The following is a 23,035-nucleotide window of genomic DNA, read 5'->3' on the forward strand; positions in this document are numbered from 1 at the left end:
GGTAAAGAGCCTGGTGGAACTAAATTGATGCCTGCTCTCTTTAAAAAACCTTCCGGATCGTAGAACAAATTTGTAATGCTGTTCTGCAAAAAGTACAAATTTGTCCAAATCCACGAGAAAATAATTGCTGACTTACTCCGTCCGTTTTTGTTTGAAGCGTCCGGGGTCAATTCCCAATTTTTGTATTTTATACTGGACGATGCGTTTCGTCGTCCCCAAAATCCGGGCGGCCTGGCTCTGGTTGCCCCACGTTTCCTTCAGGGTGTCAACAATGAGCGCCCGCTCCTGGGCTTCTATCAGGGCGGCCAGTTTGTCACTTTCCTTCCGTTGTCCTTCCGCATGAATATTGAGCAGCAGTGAGGGGGGCAGGTTGCTGCCTTCAATGGCATCGCCGCCCGCCAGCAGCACCGCCCGCTCGATACAATTTTCCAGCTCCCGCACATTGCCCGGCCAGTGGTACGCCAGGAGGGCATCCAAGGCGGAGGTGGATATCCGCTTGACCGTCTTGCCCTGTTCCTGAGTGTACTTCAGGATAAAATGATCGGCCAGCAGAATAATATCATTCCCCCTTTCCCTCAGCGGCGGCAGGTAGACGGGAAAGACATTCAGGCGGTAGTACAGGTCGGCGCGAAATCTTCCCGAGGCCAAGTCCTCCTCCAGATTCCGGTTTGTGGCCGCGATAATCCTCACGTTCACATGGACGGTCCTCGAGGAGCCGAGCGGCTGAAACTGCAACTCCTGCAAGACACGCAGCAATTTAACCTGGGCCGCGGCGGAAAGTTCGCCTACCTCGTCGAGAAAAATAGTGCCGCCGTCTGCTTCTTCAAACCGGCCGCGCCGCTTTTGCAGGGCGCCCGTGAAGGCCCCTTTTTCATGGCCAAAGAGCTCGCTCTCCAGCAGGGTGTCCGGCATGGCGGCGCAATTCACCTGCACCAGGGGCCCGGCGGAGCGTGGACTGTGCATATGAATGGCGCGGGCCACCAACTCTTTGCCTGTACCCGTTTCCCCATGAATCAGCACTGTTGTATTGGAATCGGCTACCTGGTGAATCATGCCAAAGACCTCTTGCATGACCTTGGAAGTGCCGATAATATCCGACGACGGCGGCGTGGTACGACCAATGATCATCCGCAGGCGGCGATTTTCTTCTTCGACGGCCCTCATATGAACGGCCTTGGCAATCAGCTCGGCTACGGCCATCAGCATAGCCAACTCACGTTCCAGACTGGCCACCTGGCCCGCCACCTTGTCGGCCGATAAGACGCCCACGACCTTGGCGTCATAAATGATGGGGACGCACAAAAATGACAATTCCGACCGGTCGAGAAACTTGCGGGCGCCCGTGCGGTCCAGAAAGTGCGCCTCCTGGCCAAGGTTAGCCACCGCCATGGGACGGCCCGTCTGGGCCACTTGGCCCGTAATGCCTTCTCCCGGCAGGTACATGACGTCCAGCCCCATGATGTTGACGTCATGCGCCACGTCAAGCCAGGCCTCGCCGGTGCCGCGGTCCAGAAGCGAGATCATACCGCGTTGCATTCCGAGTCGCAGGCTCATTTCCTTTAGCACCTGTTCCAGTTGATCGCGCAATTCCTGCGGCTGCGCCAGGATCTTGGCAATGGCGTGCAAGGCGGCCAGTTCTTCATATTCGTGGATGCTCAATGGACTATCTCCAATTACCGTATGGTGGGAGCATAAGGTCTTTTTGCCAAGTCGTCAAGGGCAACATTGACTTTTTGCGAGATCATCAAGTTTGGCAAGATAATTGCTGACAACGATAAACTAATTGAAAATCTAATTGTAAAGGAAGAATGGAGCTATCATGGCAAATCAAATTAATGCGGGCGACACTGCCTGGGTACTGGTCTGTTGTTCTTTAGTACTGTTGATGACACCAGCCTTGGCGCTTTTCTACGGGGGCATGGTGCGACGGAAAAACGTTCTTTCCACGCTGACGCTAAGCTACACCTTCATGGCCCTGATCGGGGTGCAATGGGTCTTCTACGGCTATTCTCTGGCTTTCGGCCCGGACATTAACGGCCTCATCGGAGGACTGAATTTTGTGGGTTTCAACGGCGTCGGGGCTCTGCCCGACGGAGCTTACAGCAAGACCATACCCCATGAACTTTTTGCCGCTTTTCAGATGATGTTCGCGGTCATCACGCCGGCGCTGATTACCGGTGCTTTTGTGGAGCGGGTGAAATTCAAGAGCTTTCTTTTGTTCAGTCTGCTTTGGGCCACTTTCGTCTATGATCCCTTGTGTCACTGGGTATGGGGACAGGGGGGGTGGCTGAAGCAGATGGGTGTACTGGATTTTGCCGGGGGAACGGTGGTACATATTGCGGCCGGTTTTTCAGCTTTGGCTTTTGCGCTCGTTATCGGACCGCGGAAAGGGTACGGCAAGTCTCCTATGGAACCGAATAATATCCCGCTGACGGTCCTGGGGGCCGGCCTGTTGTGGGTGGGCTGGTTCGGTTTCAATGCCGGCAGCGCCCTGGCTGCCAACGGGGTGGCGGTGAATGCCCTGGTGACCACCAACACCTCGGCGGCGACAGCCGGTCTGGTCTGGATGATGCTCTCCTGGCTGGATGGCCGGCCCAGCACGCTGGGAATTGCCACCGGGATGGTGGTGGGTCTGGCGGCAGTAACCCCTGCGTGCGGCTACGTAACACCTCTGGTAGCCATGGTTATCGGAGCAGTCGCAGCGCCCCTGTCTTATTATGCCATGCGCTTGCGGGACAAACGGCAATTGGACGAATCTCTGGACGTGTGTGCCTGTCACGGGGTAGCCAGCACGTGGGGCATGATCGCCACCGGTCTTTTTGCCACAATAGTCGTCAACAGTGACGGCGCCAACGGCCTGTTTTTCGGCAATCCCGATCAGATAGGAGTTCAGCTGCTGGCCGTGGTGGTTACCATCGTTTTTAGTTTCGGGGTTACCTATATTTTGGCCAAGTTGCTGCACTGGAGCATCGGGCTGCGGGTTACGCCCATGGAAGAAGAAGTTGGCCTGGATATCAGCTCTCATGGAGAGAGATCCTATTAAGCAGTTTTATTGTATCACGGGGAGATTTTGCCATGCTGAAAAAGATTGAAGCCATTATTCGTGAAGATAAGATCAATGATGTCAAGGACGCCTTGATTGAAATTGGCATCGTTGGTATGAATATGTTTGAAATACGTGGACATGGCCGACAGGGCGGCATTAAACTGGCGGGTCGTTCCGGCACCTACCAGGTAGATATGCTGCCAAAGATCCAAGTCAACATCGTCCTGAGTGAACGCAATCTGGAAACAACGATTGCAACTATCCTCAAGGCCGCCTATACGGGGGAACCAGGCGACGGGCTTATCTTTATCTATCCCGTGGAGGAGATCATTCGCATCCGCACGGGGGAGCGCAGCCAGGACGCTGTGATGTATCCTGGTGATATAGATGAAAGAAAAGGTATCAGCAAGGGTAAAACCTGAAGGTAGTGCCGTGCCAGGCGTCTAACATCCTTGCACAGAGGACCAATAATGCAATGCCGAAACCATTCCGATCGCGATGCCCTGGCGGTATGCCAGAAGCATGAAGACGGCTTCTGCAGGGAATGTTGCGAATGTCTGAATATTGATCATTGCTGTGAATGCATGGACCCCAAATTATACTGCAAATTCAGAAGCCAGTGCATCATCTGGGAGCTATCCCGCGACCGGCGCAAAAGGGACGTCAATTACCTTTGACCCGTCGTACTGATGACATCACCAATAAAAAAACTTTGCCGGCAGGCTTCATAGACAACCTAAAAGAACCGGCTTCGCGTTGACCGCCGAGTTGAAGCCGCCGTTGACTATACAAACAAGAATCGTGTTCACTCGCATCTAATTTGCCGTAAAATCCTGATAATAAAAGAAATGGGCAGAACCCCACCCAGGGAAGTTCTGCCCATGTTATAATCTGGCTCCCCAGCGCGGACTCGAACCACGGACATGGTGGTTAACAGCCACCCGCTCTACCGACTGAGCTACTGGGGAAAAGTCGTTTCGTGCGTTCTATTAATACAAGATTATTGCTTTGTCAATGCTGATGTGCTTAACATGCAAAAGAATTGTATTGTCCGGGGCCATCTGGAAGGAAAGATATTGCAGATCAATTATTTAAGCAATATTTGGATAATCCGGGTGACAGAAACATCAAAACACATTTGGTCGGAGCGGGTCGGTGATTGTAAGAGTTACCAGCGGCACAGTAATTGGCATAGATGCTTATCCCGTGGAAGTGGAAGTTGACCTTTCGCTCGGGCTGCCCCAGTTTTCCATGGTGGGCCTCCCTGACGTAGCGGTCAGGGAAAGCAAGGATCGCATTCGGGCCGCCATTAAAAATTCCGGCTATAAATTCCCGCGCCACCGCGTGACGGTCAACCTGGCCCCGGCCGACATCAAAAAAGAGGGGACGGCCTTTGATCTGCCCATTGCCGTCGCCATCCTGGCGGCGGAGGGCAACATAGATCCGTTGTCTCTGCAACAATATGTTTTTATGGGAGAACTTTCCTTAGACGGAGGCATCAAAGGTGTCCACGGCGTTCTGCCGGTGGCCCTGCAGACGGAAAGGATGGGCAAGAAGGGGATTATTGTCGCGCGGGAAAACGCCGCGGAAGCGGCCTTTGTACAGAGTATCGAGGTCATTGCCGTGGATCGGCTCTCCGATGTGGTGGACTTTCTGGCCGGCCGGCTGGAGATCAAGCCGCTACAGATAGATTTACAGGCGGCATTCCGTCATACCAGCGAATATCCCTTTGATTTCAGTGATATCCGTGGACAGGAACAGGCCCGGCGGGCCTTGGAAGTGGCGGCAGCGGGAGGCCACAACATTATTATGATCGGCCCTCCTGGTTCCGGTAAAACCATGTTAGCCCAGAGATTAGTGACCATCCTGCCGGAACTCTCCCTGCCCGAAGCGATGGAACTCACCAAGATATTTTCCGTGGCCTCCCTTTTGAGCAGGAATGAGGCCGTGCTTCTGAGCCGGCCTTTTCGGTCGCCTCACCACACCATTTCTGATGCGGGGCTGGTAGGCGGCGGCCATATCCCCAAACCGGGGGAGATCAGCCTGGCCCACCACGGAGTCTTGTTTCTCGATGAACTCCCGGAGTTTAGAAAAAATGCCCTCGAGGCGCTGCGTCAGCCCTTGGAAGAGGGTACGGTGACCATCACCCGATCCTCGATGACGGCCACTTATCCGGCCAAGTTCATGCTGGTGGCGGCGATGAATCCCTGCCCATGTGATTACGCAATTTACAGAAACTGAGCGTGATACTGCTAACCCCATCTTTTGTAATAGACAATTCTGGAATTTGACTTCTAAGAAATTCACGCTTCTGCGTGGGTGTCCAGAATGGGAATTCGACCAATGTCTCCACTACCGACTTGATATCTTTCTCAATATTAATTTTATCCTGTAATAGATATGAATCTTCAATCTCAACCAAACTTTGTTTCAAATTATTTAATTCATCGTTTAATTTGTTCACTTTTTGCTCAAGCTCCTCCCTCGGAAAAAGATCCTTGACAAAGAGTTCAAGATATTTTGATTTTTCCTTTTCTTTTGACTTAATTTTTTCCTTAGTTCTTACAGCCTCCCTCTCATTATCTTTAGCATGCGTCTTATTCAGCGCCATTTCCAACATTTTTTTTATATAGTCAACTTCTGTCAATTTTTCACTTAGTAATGACGTAATTGATGTTTCAATGGAATTTTTTGGATAATATGAAGATGAGCAAGCACTTTCATGTATTCGATTCTTAAATAGATAGGATTTTGAACGACAATAATAGTAATCTTTATTATGATTACTTCCCCCAGAGGTTGAATACAGGATAGCACCACATTCACCACACCTCAGAAAACCTGAATAGAGAAATCTCTGACCCTTTTTTGATTTCTTCTTGTGATATTCAACATTTTTTTTGTTGATTATTGTCTGGATTTTATTAAAACTAGCTTCGTCAATTATAGGGTTCTCTATTACCTTTACCCTTATTATTTCATCCAGTTTTCGTTTAACCTTTTTTCTATCCCCCTGTCTTCCATCATTCTTAATACCTTTAACAGAACTTCTCTTTTCCGTATAAGTGCGAAACCCCATATAAATCTCATTTTTAAGCAAATTTGCAATAGTTCTGTGTTGAATACCCGTTAATCGTTCAAGTTCTCTATAATTCTGTATGCCTCCAACAAGGAAAAGTTCAAAAAGATTCTTAACCTCGTCAATCTTGTCATTATAGGAGAACTTCTTACTATCACGATCATAACCGACACCCCGTGGCAACGTAATCGCACTATTTGGGTGTTCACCAGCTTTTCTTTTTATTTCTTTAGCTTCCAACATGCGCTTTTTAATCTGGGTAAGTTCATTACCGCTGATGATAGCCTGGATACCAGCTAAAAGAAAGCCACCTTGCGTTGTGAGGTCAATTATTTGATCGGAAGTGTAAATTAAGGTATTCGTTGTTATAAAATTTTGTAGCAAAGCAAAATCATTGAAATTATCCGGGCGGAAAAGCCTATCGTGATCAGCGACAACGACCCCTTTTATATCATCTCGCTCAATGAGAGATAAAAGTTTTCCCATTTCTGGTGTATGCATCACGGATGTCCCAGAAACATCAATAAGCTTGATTACCTCGACAACCTCCAATTTATACTTAGCAATTGTACGGGCATTGGCTTCTTTCTGCCTTGCCAAGCCGGCACGGTCATCGTTACTCTGTTCTTGTGTCGATACTCTCAGAAATTCGATAGCTTTCATCGTTCATCCCACAGATTTGTCTTGCATAGTTTTTAATAATTATATCGTCATCCCCAAGTAAGGCTTGTTTCAATAAGAAAAGTGTCTTGCTCCTCTCATTGGCAATATGTGAAACAATACTTAATCCTTCCTGAATGATTCTGTCATCGTATTCCATTTTACCATCTCACATTATACAATCAAGTATCTATAATAACAAGGCATTTTAACATATTTATAACTTATTGACTAAATATCCAGTCCAGGTTTAAAGGGCCTTTTTACCCCGACCACTTTTTTGATACTATCCGACCTCGTCATGATCCCGATGGGGAATTTTACTACCAGGTGACGATACCGCTTGTATGATTGACCTGAGTTCGTTAAGTTCAGTCAAAAGCTCTTCAGCTTCATCATGTGATAGGTCCTCGACTTTATCCTTTAATTCAACCTTCAGGTCTTGCATCTGCTTCAATAAACGTCGTGTCGGTGCACTTCTCCGGTTTGTGTCCCCGGTTGATGCACAAGATGATCTAAATAGCTCTTCTAACTCACTCTTCGACATTTTGTCTTTCAATGCTTTCCGGCTGATGGCATCAAAATCTGTATGGCCAATGTTGTTAGCCAGGACGTAACCGAAGGATTGTTTCAATTTGTTTTCCTCGATCGCTTGTCGAATATTTGCTGGGAGCTTTAATAGGCACAGATGGTTCCTGAGGGTGCTGGCTGAGCATTCGGTATCTTCCATAATTGACTTAACAGTTGCGTCAATTTTGTTCTGCTGCCTTGATTGTCTGTCAACATTGTTGAACAACTTGATCATGTCATCGACCTCAAGTTCTGGTCTCAATGAATTAAGGCGTTTGTGGATTTCGATTGCAAAAGGTATTGCTTCATAATCAGAGCGCTTAATGTTTTCGATAATAGGAAAAGCATCGGTGATTGATTCCGCCGGTTTTACCTCCGCACGTATCGTCTTGAGGCCAATTAACTTGCATGCAGCAATTCTCCGATTTCCAAAAACGGTTTTATACCTGTCTCCTTCTCGTTTGACATTGATCACTTGAAGAAGCCCGTTTTCATGGATAGATTTTGCAAGCTGTTTCATGGCCCTGTTATCTGGATTACACCTCCAAGTGTGTTCATTAAAATCGATCTCGCTAATGCGGATGTTCAGGTATTCCGGAGTTGTCGCATCAGCAGGACTTAATGAAGTAGCGGGATCAATTTTTCCTTCTTCGCTTGACTTTAGTGGACTCTTCGGTGAAGTGCTCTGCGGAGTCCGATTCGCTTGTGACTCATTGCTTACCGGCACTCTATGGGTGTTGCTTGGTGCAGGTTGTGTAATCTTATTACTTGTTTGTGAACGCTGTCGATCCATGAACATAATTTTACTACCTCCTATCTGAATTATTTGCTTTATAGAGAGCAAAATGGAGGCCAATAAATTATTTCAACATTTACTGATAGTTACAAATGATGTTTTGGAGGATTATGTAATGGGAAGAGAATTTATCGTAGCGGGAAGAGTTTCAAGCAATTTGGGAAGATAAGAAATTGCGCTATTACTCATCTGTCCCTTGAGTCACTATTTCTGAAAATACATCCATCGGTGTTTTTACTTCATAATTTATTTTTCCTGGATATTCATAATGGTAGTTCTTCTTGAAGTTATCAGGCGATAACTCCTTGTCTCCGATGTGTAAATAATCAATGATCTTTTTTTTAGAACACTTGTAGTTCTGTGCAAGAACGACAATCTCATAAAATCTCAAACGCTTTTCTAAAATATCTTGACCACGTTTCTCTTTTGCTTCATGATGTTTCTTCGATAGCTTCTTATGCAAAATGAATGGATCGCTCTCGCCACGTTTTCGCAAAATTTCCTCTATGGCCTGGGCATCGTTATGCTTTCTAAGCAAATTGATGTCATGATGATCTTCGTCAGAAAAACCGTAGTTTGATAGTCTTCCAAATTGATCATAGTACAGATCGGACTTTTCATCGGCATCACATTCATCCAAATAAGTTATGTCTTCTTCAATGAACTCTAAAGCCTCACCTAATAAATTTTCTGACTCCTTGAGTGTCGTCCGAATAGTCGTTAAAGTATCATACTCTAAATTTTCAATACTTCTTTTAAATTCCTCATGAATGTTGACATCTTTGTATATATTACTAATACCGTTGAGCGTTATACTCTCCAACTTCTTAACGGTTTTTTTAGCCTCTTCCAGAATTTCAACATCGCCAATTATCTTGGGGAATTTTTGGAGCTTGCTGGAATTCAATTTTCTTAGTCGCAGTTTGACGATTTCCAGAATTTCATAGAAATCTTTTTTAATCAGAATCTGGAGCTCTCTAACACTTCCGGGAAAATCATAAAAATATAATAGAAACTTTACTCGTGGATCTAATTTTATACCTAGTTCCTTTACATAATAGTTTAGCAAGCAAATTAGATCACCGGGATATTTCAACGGATTTTGTGTTCGTATCACCTGAGAACTAATACGATCATAAAGGTCTGCCCGAAATTCTCCTTTCTCGATCTTGTCTTCTAAGTCTATGTTCGTAGCGGCAATTATTTTAACATTGGCCTGCTTTGGCTTATGCTCCTCCCCCACTCTTGCATAAGACTTATCATTTAAAAACCGTAGAAACTTTGCTTGATGAAAAAGAGACAAGTCCCCTATCTCATCAAGAAAAACTGTACCATTTTTTACGTTACCTATGATTCCGCCGCTTTCAACTGCCCCGGTGAAAGCACCCTTCTTGATTCCGAAGAAAATACTTTCAAAAAGTTGCTCAGGAATCCCCGCACAATTAGCCGCAATAAACGGTTCTTGTTTCCATTCGCTTTGAAAATGTATATTCTGTGCGATATTTTCCTTACCAGAACCTCTTGGACCTAATATTAAAACAGTATCATCCTTTTCCTGAGCTGCTTTTGTTATTAATTCTCGGAGCCGGTTCATAGAATCTGACACACCAATAATCCGATATTTGTCATACATGCTTTTGGGCGACGCTGATTCAGCCATGAGAATTCTCCTTATTCTAACCATATGATATCAGTTTTATTGGTAAGTGAAAATATAATGTTTTGTCGAGGATGAATAGTGCGTTTATAGTATTGCCGGGGGCAACGCCATAAACCATATATTCTATTTTAAAGGAGATTATATGATAAGAAAAAGGAAATACAAGAGTTATCCTGCGTTGTTCGTATCAGAGCAGAGGGAAAATGAAAAGTACGACGCCCCGGAAAAGTCAACGCAACATAGCAAAAGGGCCAAGGGCAACGATGGCCTTAAATTCTCTGCCAAGGCGAGAAAAACTAAGAAAACGTGACCTATCTCCTGGTGGTTGATCTATTCATTCTGCTTAAAACCAAAAAGGGGCAAAATCCTTACGTTTAAACGCCCTATCCCTGCACTCAAACCACCCTGTTGAGCCGTCAAAACACCCCCGAAATATTCACCATGTACTAACTACGGCAAAATCAGTCCACGAAGGGAAATCCAGCTTTTTCCGTCAAATCCTGAAATTATTAGCCTGAAGATTGGCGGTATTTCGGCAAATTAATTGATCCGGGATGACGGTCTAAGCACTCGAAATAACAGGACTAAAAAAGTGATTTAAGAAAATGTATGAAATCGTAAAAATACTGTGTTTTAAGGTATTGTCGGCTATTTCAGTATGCGGAGCGGTTGGATACGGTGCTATGCTTAGGAACTTCACTAATGCTTTTGCTCATCGGCTAAATTCACATGCTTCGATTCGTAAGGTGGAAAAAGCACATACAAAAGGCATCACCATCTCTACACGCTTCTATATATAGCTTGATCGGGTGAGATGTAATGCCTGGCCGATTTGTTGCGGAACAGGTGACCGATATGAAAAGTAATATCCATTGAATATATTTTCTTGATTTATTCATTACTTGCGCTTATAAAGCTAAAATTCAGATGATCCCTCTAAAATTTATATTCTAAGATATAGAGGAAGAAGTTGTGAAAAGAAAGTCAATTATCTTTCTTAGTTTAGTCTTGTTATCCTTTATTGTTCTCGGGCATATCGTTGAGGCTAGGGGCAGAAGTTCGGGGGGAAGCGTCAGCGTTCGTGGCCATACTCGAAAAGATGGTACATATGTTGCGCCACATATGCGTTCAGCGCCTGACGGCAATTTTTATAATAATTGGAGTACTAAAGGTAATATAAATCCTTATACTGGTGCAGAAGGGACGAGAGTAACTCCACCGAATTCATATAAAAATTCTGATGGGGTGATGTCACCGTCAGAAACTATAAATTATAATACAGAATCAGGTGGTAATCTCAATGAAACCAGTAGCTCCAATTATCTTGATAAAAGTAAGAGAGGAGATATTGAGAGAGCTCGATATTGGAAAGATAAAGGTTATGACTTTGATCCAAATCGTATGAGTTCTTACTCGATGGACAATAAAGTGAAAGATATTGAGAGAGCTCGATATTGGAAAGATAAAGGTTATGACTTTGATCCAAATCGTATGACCTCCTACTCGATGGATCAAGAAGCGAGGAGGAATATTAATCCGAAGTAAAGATTGTGATGATAAATATATTTAGCCGATAATGCTCGTGTCACAACAGACGAGGTAACGTATGCAAACAATATCAGATTTTATCTGTGATTCCGGTTCTGGTCGGGGCAATATAACAGTCAGCACCAGTGTATACAATCTCGAAGTTATCCGCTCAGCTTCTTATCAATTTACAGGAAGCTACCATGTCCTAATAACGCCGAATACTGACAATTCAGTGACAGTTATCTTTGAGGCGAAGGACAAAGCCAAAGATGTCAGTGAAGACCTAAAAGATTTTGTAAACACTCTCATAGACCATCAGGTCAGACTACAGCTCGATAAGGCAGATGGCAAGATACGTGACTTGATTGTCGCCCATGCCTTTTCACCTCTTGACCTCAATAAGGAAATAGGATCTCTGTGAGCGACCAACAACAGCAATTACTTCCTTTCCAGTTCTCTCGCTTTGATAGCGATGACTACTTACTCGTCAATGAAAGCGGCGAATACATATTCCTCAGCAGGGACGATTTCCACAAGTTTATAAATGGCGACTTGACTCATGATTCTCCCTCTTACTACGACCTAAAGAGCCGACATTTCCTTAATACGGAACATCTACCTGAAACTCTGGAACTTATTTCGGCTAAGTACAGAACTCGGAAGAAATTTATCTCCGATTTCACAAGCCTTCATATGATGGTTATCACTCTTAAGTGCTGTAATGATTGTTCATACTGTCAGGTCAGCGCCGAAGGGGACGATGCGAAGGGCTTCGACATGTCACCCGAAGTGGCTCGCCGTGTTGTTGACTATATCTTCAAATCTCCTTCCCCTTTGATAAAAATAGAGTTTCAGGGCGGTGAGCCTACCCTTAACTGGGAGACGCTTAAAGAGACTGTCCTTTATGCAAAGAAGGTTAACAAGAAATACCAGAAGCATCTTGATTTCGTCGTCTGTACCAACCTCGTAAAGGTTGACAGGCAGCAGCTAATGTTCTTTAAAGAACATAGCATACATATATCTACCTCTCTTGATGGCCCCCGTGACCTTCACGACAAGAACCGGATACTGAGAAGCGGTGGCGGTACCTACGATACTGTTATCAAGAACCTTCACAATGCCTTCGACATCCTTCTTCGTGGCCAGGTGAATGCCCTCATGACAACCACTATAGATAATATCGACCACTTGCAGGAGGTTATCGCTGAGTATGTCCAGCTTGGCTTCAATGGGATATTCATCAGGTCACTCAATCCTTATGGATTAGCTGCCAAAAACTCGGAGCACATAGTGTATACGGTAGAACATTTTGTCGAGAATTTTGAAAAAGCGCTTAATTTCATTATCCAACTTAATCTTAACGGCACAAGGTTCGTAGAGTTCTACACGAACCTTCTGCTTACCCGTATCCTGACACCCTTTTCCACAGGGTTTGTCGATCTCCAGTCTCCATCAGGTGCTGGCATTTCAGGCGCGATTTATGACTACAATGGAGATGTTTTCCCCGCCGATGAAGCGCGTATGCTCGCCAGAATGGGCAACCGCCGTTTCTGCCTTGGAAATGTTTTCAAAGATTCCTATGAAAGCATTTTTGGGGGGAATCTACTCCGCGAGATTGTCAGAAAGTCATGCGTTGAGGTCATGCCTTATTGCAGCTCTTGCGTTTACCGCACCTACTGCGGTTCCGACCCTGTACGCAACTATCTTGAGACAGGCGACCTTATTGGCAAACGTCCGGACAACGATTTCTGCAAGAAAAACAAGCTAATCTTCGATATGCTGTTTAAGAAACTGAAGCACAACGATCTTGCTGAAATGGATGTATTCTGGTCATGGATTTCTTGCCGGAGTTTAAAGGAAGTGCGCGGTGAAGAAGCATGAAACAATTTAAAGGGATAGCCGAGAACATAGAGACTCCAATTCTTGGATTGGTGACACGCAACCCGCTATCACTGTCGAGGTTTAAAAGCGTGCTTGTCACTGACGAAATCTCGTTATTGTCAAGGGGTTTTGCAGGACTCATAGCGAAAGATTTTGGTAAGAATAATAGCTCGTTACCAAAAGCCAAAGTTACTGAAGAAGTTACAGACAAACTGGAGGAGGGGGATTGTGTTCTTATTGATACCGACGGCACCATAACTGTTGTCTGGGGGAAAAAAGCCCCAATGAATCCGCTCCTTCTGACAGAGGTGTGTGATTGCCGTTGTCTTATGTGTCCACAACCACCGAAAGCACACGATAGAACTCTAACGGAGACAAGCAAGAGAATTCTTAATCTTGTCAAAATCGAAAGCAATCAAACTATATGTTTGACTGGTGGTGAACCTACCCTACTGCAAGAAGATTTCTTCGACATCCTTGGGGTGATCAACAAAAAACATCCGAAATCAACCGTTATGCTTCTCACAAACGGCAAGTCATTCGCCAACTTTGAATTCACAAAACGTTTTATATCCGCAAGACCACAGGATTTTCTTACCTGTGTTTCTTTACACAGCGATGTAGACGAGATACATGACCGGATTGTAGGCGTAAAAGACAGTTTTTATAAAACAGCAATGGGCCTCCAGAACCTTGCCCGTTTCCGGGAGAGGATTGAAATCCGCGTAGTTGTCAGCAGTATTAACGCTCACCGCCTTGAATCCATTGCAACCTTCATTTACCGGAACTTTCCCTTCATCAAACACTGCGCCTTCATGGGGATGGAGATAACCGGACTTGCTCGCGATAATTATGGAACTGTTTGGATTGACCCATATGAATACCGCGACGAGCTTTCACGGGCGATTAAAGTGTTGAGCCGTGCGGACGTGAACGTTTCTATCTATAACATCCCGCTATGCCTCGTTGAACCGAAGTCACGGAGTTTCGCAAGGCAGTCAATTTCTGGATGGAAAAATGATTACCTCTCAATATGTGATGGGTGCTCAGTTAAATCAAGATGCTGTGGTATTTTCACAACCTCCGGATTGCATCAAAGTCTTTACATTTTCCCGCAATAACATTGAGGGTACGAGAGGGGGCAAATCTGGCGAACGGTGATGGTTTCAGTTTTATGGGGTTAATTTGATTGCATTTGATAATAAATGAAAATAGTTCTTGCTTTTTGAAATTATCAAGAGTATGCTATCATTTACCATAAATGGTTTTTATAAATATCAAGCCTTAAAGCTGGCTATTTGAAGATAATGGAGGTTATTGTATGAAAGGTCTGTTCAGTAAGGTAATGGTCGTTATTGCAGGCGCTGTCGCTCTTTTCGGCTTCTCGGTAGCCAATGTAAAGGCATCAGTATCGGATATTAGTGGCAAATCAGCACTTTATCTGGAGCACGGAAAGTACATTAGCAGTGACATAGCTAACGCAAGTTGGCATTCGAGTCACGCGAGCCATGAGAGCCATGCGAGCCATGCGAGCCATGTTTCACACGGCTCGGGGTATTAGAAAGACCAGAACATTCGCTTTTGTTTACATCTATAGTAACAGTCGAAGGCTCCTGTCCGCAAGATGGGGGCCTTTTGTGTTTCATGGAGCTTGATTAGCTTAGAACCCTGACAATTAGAGAAAACTTTTTAAAATACGCATTCACTCAGAAGGATAAAATGAAAGTCTTCGTTACAGTCCTAGCTATTGCGGTATTAATATTAACGGCTTATTCTGCACAGGCAAGCTCAGTTGATGTATCCGGATATACCGATAAGGGCGTTTACGTGCATGGTGATTTGGACATAAACTCTGATGGCTCTGTAGATGGGTATGTGTACACAGATCACGGAAAATCAATTCATGTGGAGGGAGAAATAGAGAGTGGCGGCACTGTGGAGATTGACAACGATAGCTGGGGCGGTGGAGGTTATGACCTTGACATAGATTGATCAATATTTCCATAGGAGGTGGTTATGCTTAAAAGAAGAATTACTATCATTTTTTTGGTTTTAATTTTTATTGCTTCCTCTGCTCTCGCTGCTGATTTTTGGGCTTCAAAGAACTCTAAAATATATCATTATCCCACGTGCAAATGGGCACAAAAAATTAACTCTCAAAACTTGGTAAAATTTGTGACTCCGGAAGATGCCATAAAAGCCGGTTACCGTGCATGCAAAGTGTGCAAGCCACCAGAAAGTTCAAAAGCAGATCTTGTGAACGGAAAGGTGACATTTGCTAAACTGAAAATAGGTGGCGAGGTTGAACGAAGTGGCTGTTGTTCATGGCATAGCGGTGTGTGCGGATGCCAAGGTGGTCGCGCTCTCTGCTGTGATGGAACCCTGAGTCCATCATGTGGCTGTGATTAGCAAATTAATTCTCCTGGGTAAACCCCCGGCTCTGCCGGGGGGACTCCCAGACTTTGAGGGGCCAGCAATCGTAATACCTCCGGCTCTGCCGGAGGATACTTATTGGATTCCATTGTTTTCCAGATGAATAGTCAATTTCAGGTAATACATAAAAGTTTGTGGGTCTCTGATAAAGTCAGCTCTGACGGATATGAGTAAAAAATTAGTTATAAATTGCTTTAACCAAGATTTTTAAGATAATGCATATTTTCTTAAAAACCGATTAACAAGGTTCTTACTGATGTATGCGGACCCATATAGACAATGTTAGCCAGCACTATTTAGATCAAGAGGTAATATGAAGGACCTAACCCCACAGGCGTCGCTGACATTTTTTGAGCGGAACCTTCCAGACTATTTGTCAACAGATGATAAAATTAATGGTCTAATAGTAAATTTGAAGGATTGCCTAAAAAAAGAAGGGGCTGCCGACTTCCATTCGAATGTGCTAAAGAGCGGTAAAAACTTAATTAAGCACATAATATTGAAATCTATTGAATTCTTGAGCGATGAAAGCGACTCGCCTAAGAACCGATCTATAAAAAATATTAGCGCATACATTGATACATTTACCGCATTTGAGGAGATGCTTTTTGGTCTAAAGCCAACATACAGAGATCATACACTTCACTCTCTTTGGGTCTATTTGTTTGGTCATGAATTCATAATGTGTATGGGTGGTTACGACGCCATTAAAATAGCGGGGCAAGTTAACATTACCTATATAAGGGGCGGCGAACCTCTTTTTGTTTTAGGCACAAGGCCAATTTCAGTTAATAGAGCACACCTTGAAGCAATGTGGGGAATGATTTCCATTCTTCATGACCTCGGATATCCCGTTGAAGCTTTCAGCAACAGACCACATGAAGTGTTCGGGCGGATACTTGAGCCATTTGCGATAGATTTCGGCTCTATTTTGCAGCTAGATATTGGCTCCCGTATTACTCTTTTACATCAAAGTCTTTGCGATTTACTTTCGACTATGTACAGACCTGAAGGTTTAACAGCTGAGGAAACCAAATATTTTGAAAAGGAGGCGGACGAAAGGGCTTCAAACGGCTTATTATATGTTGTTAGGGAACCAACTACTACTAAGGCTGAAGCAATAGAGATGGAATTCAGAATCGCTTCCGTGGATAAAACACATTCTGCTTGGAGTGCAATATTTGCGTTTAAGAATATCGCTTATTTGCACGAAAGTGACTATCATGGTGGTGGAAACCGTGATTATTTAAAGTTGTTGACCAAGAGAGATATTCTATATTCCATAGTGCATCATACTTCTGAGGAACCAAAGGATGAAGCGGTAAATCGTTTTCAGCTAATCTTACTTTTGATGGATGATATTGAGGAAACGATAAGATATAGTCGAGGCGGCACGGAGAGAGGAATGGTATCAGATTACTGCGATGTGAAATGGGAAGTGAGTAAAACCGAAACGACAATTGCGTTAGACTACACAGGGTATAATTTGGAAGCCCAATCCAAATATAAGGAAATGGAAAACAAATACAAGGCCCAGATATCTAGAACTAATAACGATTCAGTATATGGATATATAATTAAGATTAGATTCATAGATGGGAAAAATCACTTTCAAAAAGATTTGAAACTATTTTTTTCTAAAGAGAAAGAAGGGATGGAAGACTCGGAAGCCATCCCCTCACTTGCCATCCCCGATAGTGTGGGAGCAACAGAATGATTAATCTTCCCATAGACGACATTATAAAGGCTGATATTGATGAATTAGCCATCAACAAAACTACAGAAACAAAGACACTGGAGTACAAAGAAGATATGCCTGGCGGCACCGATGGACAAATTAAAGAATTCCTGGCTGATGTTTCATCATTTGCCAATGCAGCGGGAGGAGATATTATCTATGGAGTAAAGGAGGAGAGAGACGGAGAAAATAGGAAGACTGGCAAGCCGGAGGCAGTTGTCGGCATTGAAAATATAACTGGTGATGGGGCTAAATTGAGATTTGAAAACATCATCAGAGATGGGTTGTCACCACGACTTAAGGTTCAGATTAAATGCATAGATGGATTTCCAAAAGGTCCGGTAATTATTCTCCGTATACCACAAAGTTTCTCCGCACCGCACATGATAGGTAAAGGCGACTCCCGGTTTTATTCCCGAAACTCTGCGGGGAAATATCCCCTTGATGTGGGAGAAATACGGTCAGTTTTTCTCGCATCGGAAGCGCTGCCTGAAAAGATTAAGCGGTTTCGTGAGCAAAGGCTTGCTGAAATTACAGCCGATCAAACCCCCGTCCAACTGTTATCAAGACTGCGGTTTGTACTGCATGTAATTCCCGTTTCTGCATTTCTGTATGGGGCGAATAACCCTGAAGTAGTGTTCTCTGTGGATGTCAAGAATAGAGTCCAGCAAGCGGCATCGGAATCTCATTTTCGTAACAACATTGATGGTTATATCGGTTACTATGGGGAAATAAATGGGAAATGTGAATCTTATTTGCAAATCTATAGAAGTGGTATAATTGAATATGTCAATTGCAATCAGCTCACCTCGAAACAGTCGTCTGATTATATTCCAAGTGTCGCTTATGAGCGTGAAATAATTCGGAAGGTTGAAAAATATCTTGAGTTGATGAAGTATTTGAATATAGAAACCCCAATTTTAATCATGATAAGTCTTTTGGCTGTTAAGGGAGTCAAAATGGGTATGTCCAACATTTATTCGTATGATTCGAGTGAATGTATTGACAGAGATTCGATTATCCTTCCTGACATATTATTGGAAGATTATGCCGTCAAGGCAGAGACTGTCTTAAAAACAGCTTTTGATGCAATTTGGCAGGCATGTGGCTTTGACTGTTCTCGAAACTATGATGAACAAGGTAACTGGAGGCCTCATACGGATAGATAACAACGGATGGTGGTAGGGATAGGGTTAACTTTTTGTCAAATCGAATGTTTCAAACGGTATCCTGCACCCTTGTTAGATCATGGGGATTAAGGATTTTGAGATAGCGCACAAAATCAAATGTCCGTGGAAAAACGAGTATTTTTAAGAAATCGTGTATTTTCTTAAAGATCGGGATTTCGCTAATTGAACGAGGCTCTACCAAGCTTAGCAATTTTTAAAACTTCCTTAACCAGATCAATATTAATATCTCTCCCTGTAAGGGATGAATAGGAATTTACCAGACCTAAAAGACCTATCAATTCTCCGACATTAGATTTGACGTGCCGTGCAATATAATTAGAGATTTTATTGGACATGGGAATGTTACTTTCTTGTATTAGATTCTTGACAATGGCAAGCCTCGTTTCTATTTCCGGCGGCTGAATATCGATGATCAAACCACGTTCATATCTGGCACGCAATCGTCTTTCCAGTTTAGCTATATCTTTCGGAAATTTGTCACTGGCTATAACAATTTGTTTTTCTGAATCCTGTAACATATTGAATACATGGAAAAACTCTTCCTTGGTTTTTTCCTTTCCAGCCAAAATATGGAGGCCGTCGAAAAGCAGAAAGTCGATATTGTCATATTTTTCTCTGAACTTTTTCATAAGGTCATAGCGAATGGCGTAAATCAGCTCATCCATAAATTCCTCGCCTGAAATATACTGAATATTTAACTCGGGATGGACTGATGCAGTGAGTAGCCTAATGGCGTGCAGCAAATGAGTTTTCCCAAGGCCGTAGCCGCCATATATGAACAGAGGGTTATATTTTTCAGCGGGTTGCTCGGCTACTGCAAGGGAAGCAGCATGGGCAAGCTGATTAGAAGGTCCGACAACAAACCGATCAAATGTATACTTATTCAAAGATGTCATCTTGTAACTACCTAAATTTTAATAGGATAACTGGAATATCTCAAATTCAATTCAGAAAACCGATTCTGTTATGTCCACGGTGAGCATCCTTTATCCGTGATTCTTCAAGAAGGGCCTTGATCATCGCTTCTGGAGTAATATCGACTCCCGGTAGAATAGCATATCGGTCTTTGACAATCCGGAAATCACCCGGTGCCAGGTCTTTGATACCACGTAGGTCATTTTCCGATGTTTGCTTTAACTGCTCTTTTGCAATCCTTGATAAGAGCTTTCGGAAGAAAATGACATTTCCCTCCGGTGTCAGATAATTGAACTGAAACTTGTGGTTGAATCTACGTAAAGAGGCATTGTCAAGGCCGGTCATCCGGTTAGTCGTGCAAATCAGTATTCCATTATATCTTTCCATCTGGGTCAGAAATTCATTGGTGGCGCTTATTTCCCAAGACCGTTGGGCCATGTCTCGATTGAAAAGAAATGTGTCTGCTTCATCAAATACCAATACTGCTTGGTCACGTTCCGCTTCATCAAATGCCTTTTTAAGGTTCTTTTCTGTCTGGCCAACATAGCAATCTACGATGTCACTGGCTCGTTTACAGATGATTTCCCGATTCAGATCATGAGCAATATATCTGGCAAGCTCGCTTTTGCCTGTCCCTGGAGGGCCATAAAACAACAGATTCATATTCCGGTTTTCTGACAATTTTGTTTTCCTCAGATATTCATCGAAAGCGTGGAGATCCCTCATAAGCAATTTGAGATCACCTTTTATATTCAGGCCGTCGAGAGAATAATCCTTTTCGATGGGATTCTTTTTCTTCTTTTTTCCCCCTCCCCGCAAAAGCCTTTCATGGGCGTCAATGGCCAGAATGACGGCATTGCTGAAATCTTCTTTTGATTTCAGTTTCATTTCCTTGGCCTTCCTGACCGCAAGATCAATGACACCGGCGCTTACCTCATACTGTTTAGCGAAAGTCTCTATTTGTAGTTGATTGAAAAAACGCACTGCCCTGTTCTTTTCCAGAATTCGTTGCCAAACCCTGATCCTCTGTTGCCTGTTCAAGTTTTGAAAATGGAGGCTGTACGAAAAGCGTCTAAGAACGGATTCCTCGATACTGTCAAGGTCATTGGTAATCCAGATCATTCTTGTTCCCGGCTCTTCCAATATCTTATTCAGCCACCCTTTATCTTGGGTCTCACCACGTTTAAACCAAGAATTCTGAGTATTGATAACGTTATCCGCTTCATCGACAATAATCAGCGATCCGTCGCCTTTGTTTGTCATTTGCAGACAGGCAACAATAGCGTTGCGGCGGTTCAAGACCTGATTTGTTTCATCTTGAACAATTTGGTACGTGGGAACTTTCATGCTCTGAGCCAATCCATAGGCATAAGAGGTCTTTCCTGTACCAGGATTGCCGTAAAGAAGAATATGCGTGGATGTTACCGTTTTGTCCTTTAGTAGCTTGATTATCTGAGCAGTCTCCTTTGGGTCAACGTAATGATACTCCAACGGGATGGATTGCTTCGGTATTCCGGCATAAAACTTCTTCGTCAACTTTTCAGATGCAGGATTCTCCAGATAATTCAAGAAATCACTCTGACAATCAATGCCATACATGCTGTTTGTTAAGATTTCCAATTTACTCAGTGTGCCCGACAACGCAGCGGTTAACTCACTGTAATTGATATCCAGAACAGCCAGTAATTGACGGCGGCGGGAAATAGTATGTAATTTCAGATGATCTATAAAGAGATCGTTCGCTCTTTCCCACCTGTTGGAGCAAATGAAAAAGAACCAGCATAACTTCTTTTCAGGCTCAGTCAGTTGAAATATTCGGCACATGGCCTCCATAGCCTTTTCCATCTCACTTTGACCTCGATATGAGAGGCAATTGTATTTAACTTCAAGTGAGGTCACACAAAAATCTATGACCTTCTGTATTTTTCTTTGGGGAAGTTTTTCCATCATATCACCGGAATTCCTTGGATAACTATCCGGCTCAGTCATGCACTCCAAAATTTCTTCACTGAGTGCGGCCTTCTCGTTCTGAGGCATCTGCTGAATTATGAATTGAACTATTGCCTTGCTTTCCTCTGGTATCAGCCAGTGAATAAATTTGAGCGTCTCAAAATCAAGTTTTGAAAGAAAAGGTCTCAGTCTGAACAGATAGGCTATGGATTGCCTAAAAACAAAAGCCTCATTCTTGTCGATGCCAAATGCATGGCTGGTATGGTTTAAGCTCGTTGTACTCTGGTACTTGCGATGTCGTGTTGTCATTTTCAAGTCTTCCTTTATGATTTTATAGAGTATGGTCCGATAACATCAATCTCACCGTTAAAATAGTTATCTGCGTCACCGATCACTTCCAAATTATTGATCTTGAAAAGGATAGTGGCGGCAGTCGTTCTCTTCAAAGCTTTGCTAGAGTTGCGAAGAGCCTGAAGGACTTTCCTGAGCCCTGTCGTGGAGCAGTCATTTTCAGATGCTTGCAGCGACCGGAGTTTGATCAACCTTCTCTCACTCTCATTCTGATATGCCTGATTACCCGTCCATGTTTTCGTTGACTGATCATGGTTTTGAAAATGATTTGTGTGAAAGGCGATAGTTTTTTTAACGAGAACCCAGTTCGTTTGCGAATTTGGAGATAGGTACCCGAAGGCAATGGGGCAAAGTTGAGCTGACCAAATGGATTTGTTGTCTATCACAAACCAGTGGTTTGGTAGGGTGCTGTGATGGGATCGCAATAAGCGCTTCACAGCCGGAATTCCATTCTGTTCCAGCATCAGCCGGGAGAGAACGGTCTTTGGAACTCGGCAGCGCAATGATCCACGGATACGTGCTTTCTGTTGCTTGTTCATTTTGATTGAGTTTCCGGTGAAAGCAAACGACGGAGTCGCCCCAGCCGAACTACCGAATAATTGAAATGGATGGGAAACCGATAGGAAATCCTTGTTTCCTTGCTCGCTCTTAAGAAGCACTCGGGCAAAGCAGAGCGGGAACCGGAATTTGTCATCTTCCTCATTGTGGGCGAGTATAGTCTCACTTCCAAAACGGCAGGCAATGCTTGAACACCCAAATACCTCCTCATCAACCTCACCAAGCAGCAAGCCAAATAATGTAGGAAATGTGGTGTGAATCTGCCCCTCATGATCATTGACGCCTTGGACCATACCGGAAAGCTCTTCAACCAGGTCCGGGAAGTGCTCTAAAAAGTAACCTAAAAGTGGTTCATGCTCCTTATTCCAAGTATCGTTCAGCCACTTAATGTAAGGGTATTTCTCAAGAAACTCACTGCCATCCGGCTCATCCGATAGGCTTTGTATTCTGGAAATCCAGTATTTCCCAAGTTGATATCCGATTTCAAAGTTCGTACCCTCAAATGTTAACCAATTGTTGTCAGACATTTTGCCTCCCTATTTTTCTTCCACCGACCAACGACCGGCCAGCAAGTTTTGCCTTTTCGAGCTTTTTAAAAGTCACGCTCATGCTCCATTACCTATCTTTCAAATATAGAATACCATCCGACCATTCCATATCGCGGTACGATTTCTACTT

General features: G+C 43.9%; 19 protein-coding genes, 1 tRNA gene and 1 pseudogene. 12 read left to right on the forward strand and 9 right to left on the reverse strand.

The annotated features are described in order from the left end of the window. Nucleotides 1–132: 132 nt before the first annotated feature. Nucleotides 133–1,659 (reverse strand): sigma 54-interacting transcriptional regulator, encoded by a 1,527-nt coding sequence (locus NT140_05540; protein ID MCX5831337.1) that lies wholly within the window; start codon nucleotides 1,657–1,659, stop codon nucleotides 133–135. Between the two features lie 172 nt (nucleotides 1,660–1,831). On the opposite strand from NT140_05540, the gene NT140_05545 reads away from it, so the two are divergent. Further along, the gene (locus NT140_05545) at nucleotides 1,832–3,043 is read left to right on the forward strand and encodes an ammonium transporter (GenBank protein ID MCX5831338.1); all 1,212 of its coding nucleotides are present in this window, start codon (nucleotides 1,832–1,834) and stop codon (nucleotides 3,041–3,043) included. A gap of 35 nt (nucleotides 3,044–3,078) precedes the next feature. Then, nucleotides 3,079–3,468, forward strand: coding sequence for a P-II family nitrogen regulator (locus tag NT140_05550; GenBank protein MCX5831339.1), 390 nt, complete (start codon nucleotides 3,079–3,081; stop codon nucleotides 3,466–3,468). Nucleotides 3,469–3,938: 470 nt separating this feature from the next. On the opposite strand, the gene NT140_05555 is transcribed toward NT140_05550, so the two are convergent. Continuing rightward, nucleotides 3,939–4,014, reverse strand: a tRNA-Asn gene (locus NT140_05555). Between the two features lie 187 nt (nucleotides 4,015–4,201). Between NT140_05555 and NT140_05560 the strand changes: the two are divergent. Beyond that, a pseudogene (locus NT140_05560) lies at nucleotides 4,202–5,269 on the forward strand (YifB family Mg chelatase-like AAA ATPase). On the opposite strand, the gene NT140_05565 reads toward NT140_05560, so the two are convergent. From NT140_05565 to NT140_05580, 4 genes are all read right to left on the reverse strand, one after another. Beyond that, nucleotides 5,229–6,788: a recombinase family protein gene (locus NT140_05565; GenBank protein MCX5831340.1), complete on the reverse strand. Its 1,560-nt coding sequence runs from the start codon at nucleotides 6,786–6,788 to the stop codon at nucleotides 5,229–5,231. The pseudogene NT140_05560 and the gene NT140_05565 overlap by 41 nt on opposite strands. Next, on the reverse strand, nucleotides 6,742–6,945 hold the full coding sequence (locus NT140_05570) for a hypothetical protein (protein ID MCX5831341.1): 204 nt from the start codon (nucleotides 6,943–6,945) through the stop codon (nucleotides 6,742–6,744). The genes NT140_05565 and NT140_05570 overlap by 47 nt, the downstream gene beginning before the upstream one ends. A gap of 126 nt (nucleotides 6,946–7,071) precedes the next feature. Further along, a complete protein-coding gene (locus NT140_05575; GenBank protein ID MCX5831342.1) occupies nucleotides 7,072–8,154 on the reverse strand; it encodes a ParB/RepB/Spo0J family partition protein in 1,083 nt (360 codons plus the stop codon). Between the two features lie 178 nt (nucleotides 8,155–8,332). Next, nucleotides 8,333–9,811 carry a sigma 54-interacting transcriptional regulator gene (locus NT140_05580; protein ID MCX5831343.1) on the reverse strand — a complete coding sequence of 493 codons (1,479 nt, stop codon included), beginning with the start codon at nucleotides 9,809–9,811 and terminating at the stop codon, nucleotides 8,333–8,335. A 142-nt stretch (nucleotides 9,812–9,953) separates the two neighbouring features. Here NT140_05580 and NT140_05585 point away from each other — a divergent pair, with 142 nt between their 5' ends. From NT140_05585 to NT140_05625, 9 genes are all read left to right on the forward strand, one after another. Further along, nucleotides 9,954–10,121, forward strand: coding sequence for a hypothetical protein (locus NT140_05585; protein MCX5831344.1), 168 nt, complete (start codon nucleotides 9,954–9,956; stop codon nucleotides 10,119–10,121). A gap of 662 nt (nucleotides 10,122–10,783) precedes the next feature. After that, a complete protein-coding gene (locus tag NT140_05590) occupies nucleotides 10,784–11,356 on the forward strand; it encodes a hypothetical protein (GenBank protein MCX5831345.1) in 573 nt (190 codons plus the stop codon). 61 nt (nucleotides 11,357–11,417) lie between these two features. Beyond that, nucleotides 11,418–11,762, forward strand: a complete 345-nt coding sequence (hxsD, locus tag NT140_05595; GenBank protein MCX5831346.1) for a His-Xaa-Ser system protein HxsD — start codon at nucleotides 11,418–11,420, stop codon at nucleotides 11,760–11,762. Next, nucleotides 11,759–13,222: a His-Xaa-Ser system radical SAM maturase HxsB gene (gene hxsB / locus NT140_05600; GenBank protein ID MCX5831347.1), complete on the forward strand. Its 1,464-nt coding sequence runs from the start codon at nucleotides 11,759–11,761 to the stop codon at nucleotides 13,220–13,222. The genes hxsD and hxsB overlap by 4 nt, the downstream gene beginning before the upstream one ends. Continuing rightward, nucleotides 13,219–14,343 (forward strand): His-Xaa-Ser system radical SAM maturase HxsC, encoded by a 1,125-nt coding sequence (hxsC, locus tag NT140_05605; protein ID MCX5831348.1) that lies wholly within the window; start codon nucleotides 13,219–13,221, stop codon nucleotides 14,341–14,343. The genes hxsB and hxsC overlap by 4 nt, the downstream gene beginning before the upstream one ends. Before the next feature lie 598 nt (nucleotides 14,344–14,941). Continuing rightward, complete coding sequence (locus NT140_05610) at nucleotides 14,942–15,214, forward strand: hypothetical protein (protein MCX5831349.1); 273 nt, start codon at nucleotides 14,942–14,944, stop codon at nucleotides 15,212–15,214. A gap of 24 nt (nucleotides 15,215–15,238) precedes the next feature. Continuing rightward, nucleotides 15,239–15,631, forward strand: coding sequence for a hypothetical protein (locus NT140_05615; GenBank protein ID MCX5831350.1), 393 nt, complete (start codon nucleotides 15,239–15,241; stop codon nucleotides 15,629–15,631). Nucleotides 15,632–15,968: 337 nt separating this feature from the next. Further along, nucleotides 15,969–17,372 (forward strand): hypothetical protein, encoded by a 1,404-nt coding sequence (locus tag NT140_05620; GenBank protein MCX5831351.1) that lies wholly within the window; start codon nucleotides 15,969–15,971, stop codon nucleotides 17,370–17,372. Beyond that, nucleotides 17,369–18,562, forward strand: coding sequence for an ATP-binding protein (locus tag NT140_05625; protein ID MCX5831352.1), 1,194 nt, complete (start codon nucleotides 17,369–17,371; stop codon nucleotides 18,560–18,562). Before NT140_05620 ends, NT140_05625 begins: the two co-directional genes overlap by 4 nt. Nucleotides 18,563–18,741: 179 nt before the next feature. On the opposite strand, the gene NT140_05630 is transcribed toward NT140_05625, so the two are convergent. From NT140_05630 to NT140_05640, 3 genes are read right to left on the reverse strand one after another with little or no spacing between them, the layout of a single operon-like run. Further along, nucleotides 18,742–19,470: a chromosomal replication initiator protein DnaA gene (locus tag NT140_05630; protein ID MCX5831353.1), complete on the reverse strand. Its 729-nt coding sequence runs from the start codon at nucleotides 19,468–19,470 to the stop codon at nucleotides 18,742–18,744. A gap of 55 nt (nucleotides 19,471–19,525) precedes the next feature. Beyond that, nucleotides 19,526–21,757 (reverse strand): AAA family ATPase, encoded by a 2,232-nt coding sequence (locus tag NT140_05635; GenBank protein MCX5831354.1) that lies wholly within the window; start codon nucleotides 21,755–21,757, stop codon nucleotides 19,526–19,528. Between the two features lie 14 nt (nucleotides 21,758–21,771). After that, on the reverse strand, nucleotides 21,772–22,884 hold the full coding sequence (locus tag NT140_05640; protein ID MCX5831355.1) for a hypothetical protein: 1,113 nt from the start codon (nucleotides 22,882–22,884) through the stop codon (nucleotides 21,772–21,774). Between the last annotated feature and the right edge of the window lie 151 nt (nucleotides 22,885–23,035).

The sequence above is a fragment of the Deltaproteobacteria bacterium genome (assembly GCA_026388415.1).
Lineage (GTDB): Bacteria > Desulfobacterota > Syntrophia > Syntrophales > JACQWR01 > JAPLJV01.

Bases quoted from the DNA above. Each gene is read 5' to 3' on its own strand.
- hxsD (MCX5831346.1), top strand. From the start codon at position 11,418: ATGCAAACAATATCAGATTTTATCTGTGATTCCGGTTCTGGTCGGGGC.
- NT140_05570 (MCX5831341.1), bottom strand. From the start codon at position 6,945: ATGGAATACGATGACAGAATCATTCAGGAAGGATTAAGTATTGTTTCA.
- NT140_05575 (MCX5831342.1), bottom strand. From the start codon at position 8,154: ATGTTCATGGATCGACAGCGTTCACAAACAAGTAATAAGATTACACAA.
- hxsC (MCX5831348.1), top strand. From the start codon at position 13,219: ATGAAACAATTTAAAGGGATAGCCGAGAACATAGAGACTCCAATTCTT.
- NT140_05585 (MCX5831344.1), top strand. From the start codon at position 9,954: ATGATAAGAAAAAGGAAATACAAGAGTTATCCTGCGTTGTTCGTATCA.
- NT140_05635 (MCX5831354.1), bottom strand. From the start codon at position 21,757: ATGACAACACGACATCGCAAGTACCAGAGTACAACGAGCTTAAACCAT.
- NT140_05610 (MCX5831349.1), top strand. From the start codon at position 14,942: ATGAAAGTCTTCGTTACAGTCCTAGCTATTGCGGTATTAATATTAACG.
- NT140_05620 (MCX5831351.1), top strand. From the start codon at position 15,969: ATGAAGGACCTAACCCCACAGGCGTCGCTGACATTTTTTGAGCGGAAC.
- NT140_05580 (MCX5831343.1), bottom strand. From the start codon at position 9,811: ATGGCTGAATCAGCGTCGCCCAAAAGCATGTATGACAAATATCGGATT.
- NT140_05640 (MCX5831355.1), bottom strand. From the start codon at position 22,884: ATGTCTGACAACAATTGGTTAACATTTGAGGGTACGAACTTTGAAATC.
- NT140_05565 (MCX5831340.1), bottom strand. From the start codon at position 6,788: ATGAAAGCTATCGAATTTCTGAGAGTATCGACACAAGAACAGAGTAAC.
- NT140_05625 (MCX5831352.1), top strand. From the start codon at position 17,369: ATGATTAATCTTCCCATAGACGACATTATAAAGGCTGATATTGATGAA.
- NT140_05615 (MCX5831350.1), top strand. From the start codon at position 15,239: ATGCTTAAAAGAAGAATTACTATCATTTTTTTGGTTTTAATTTTTATT.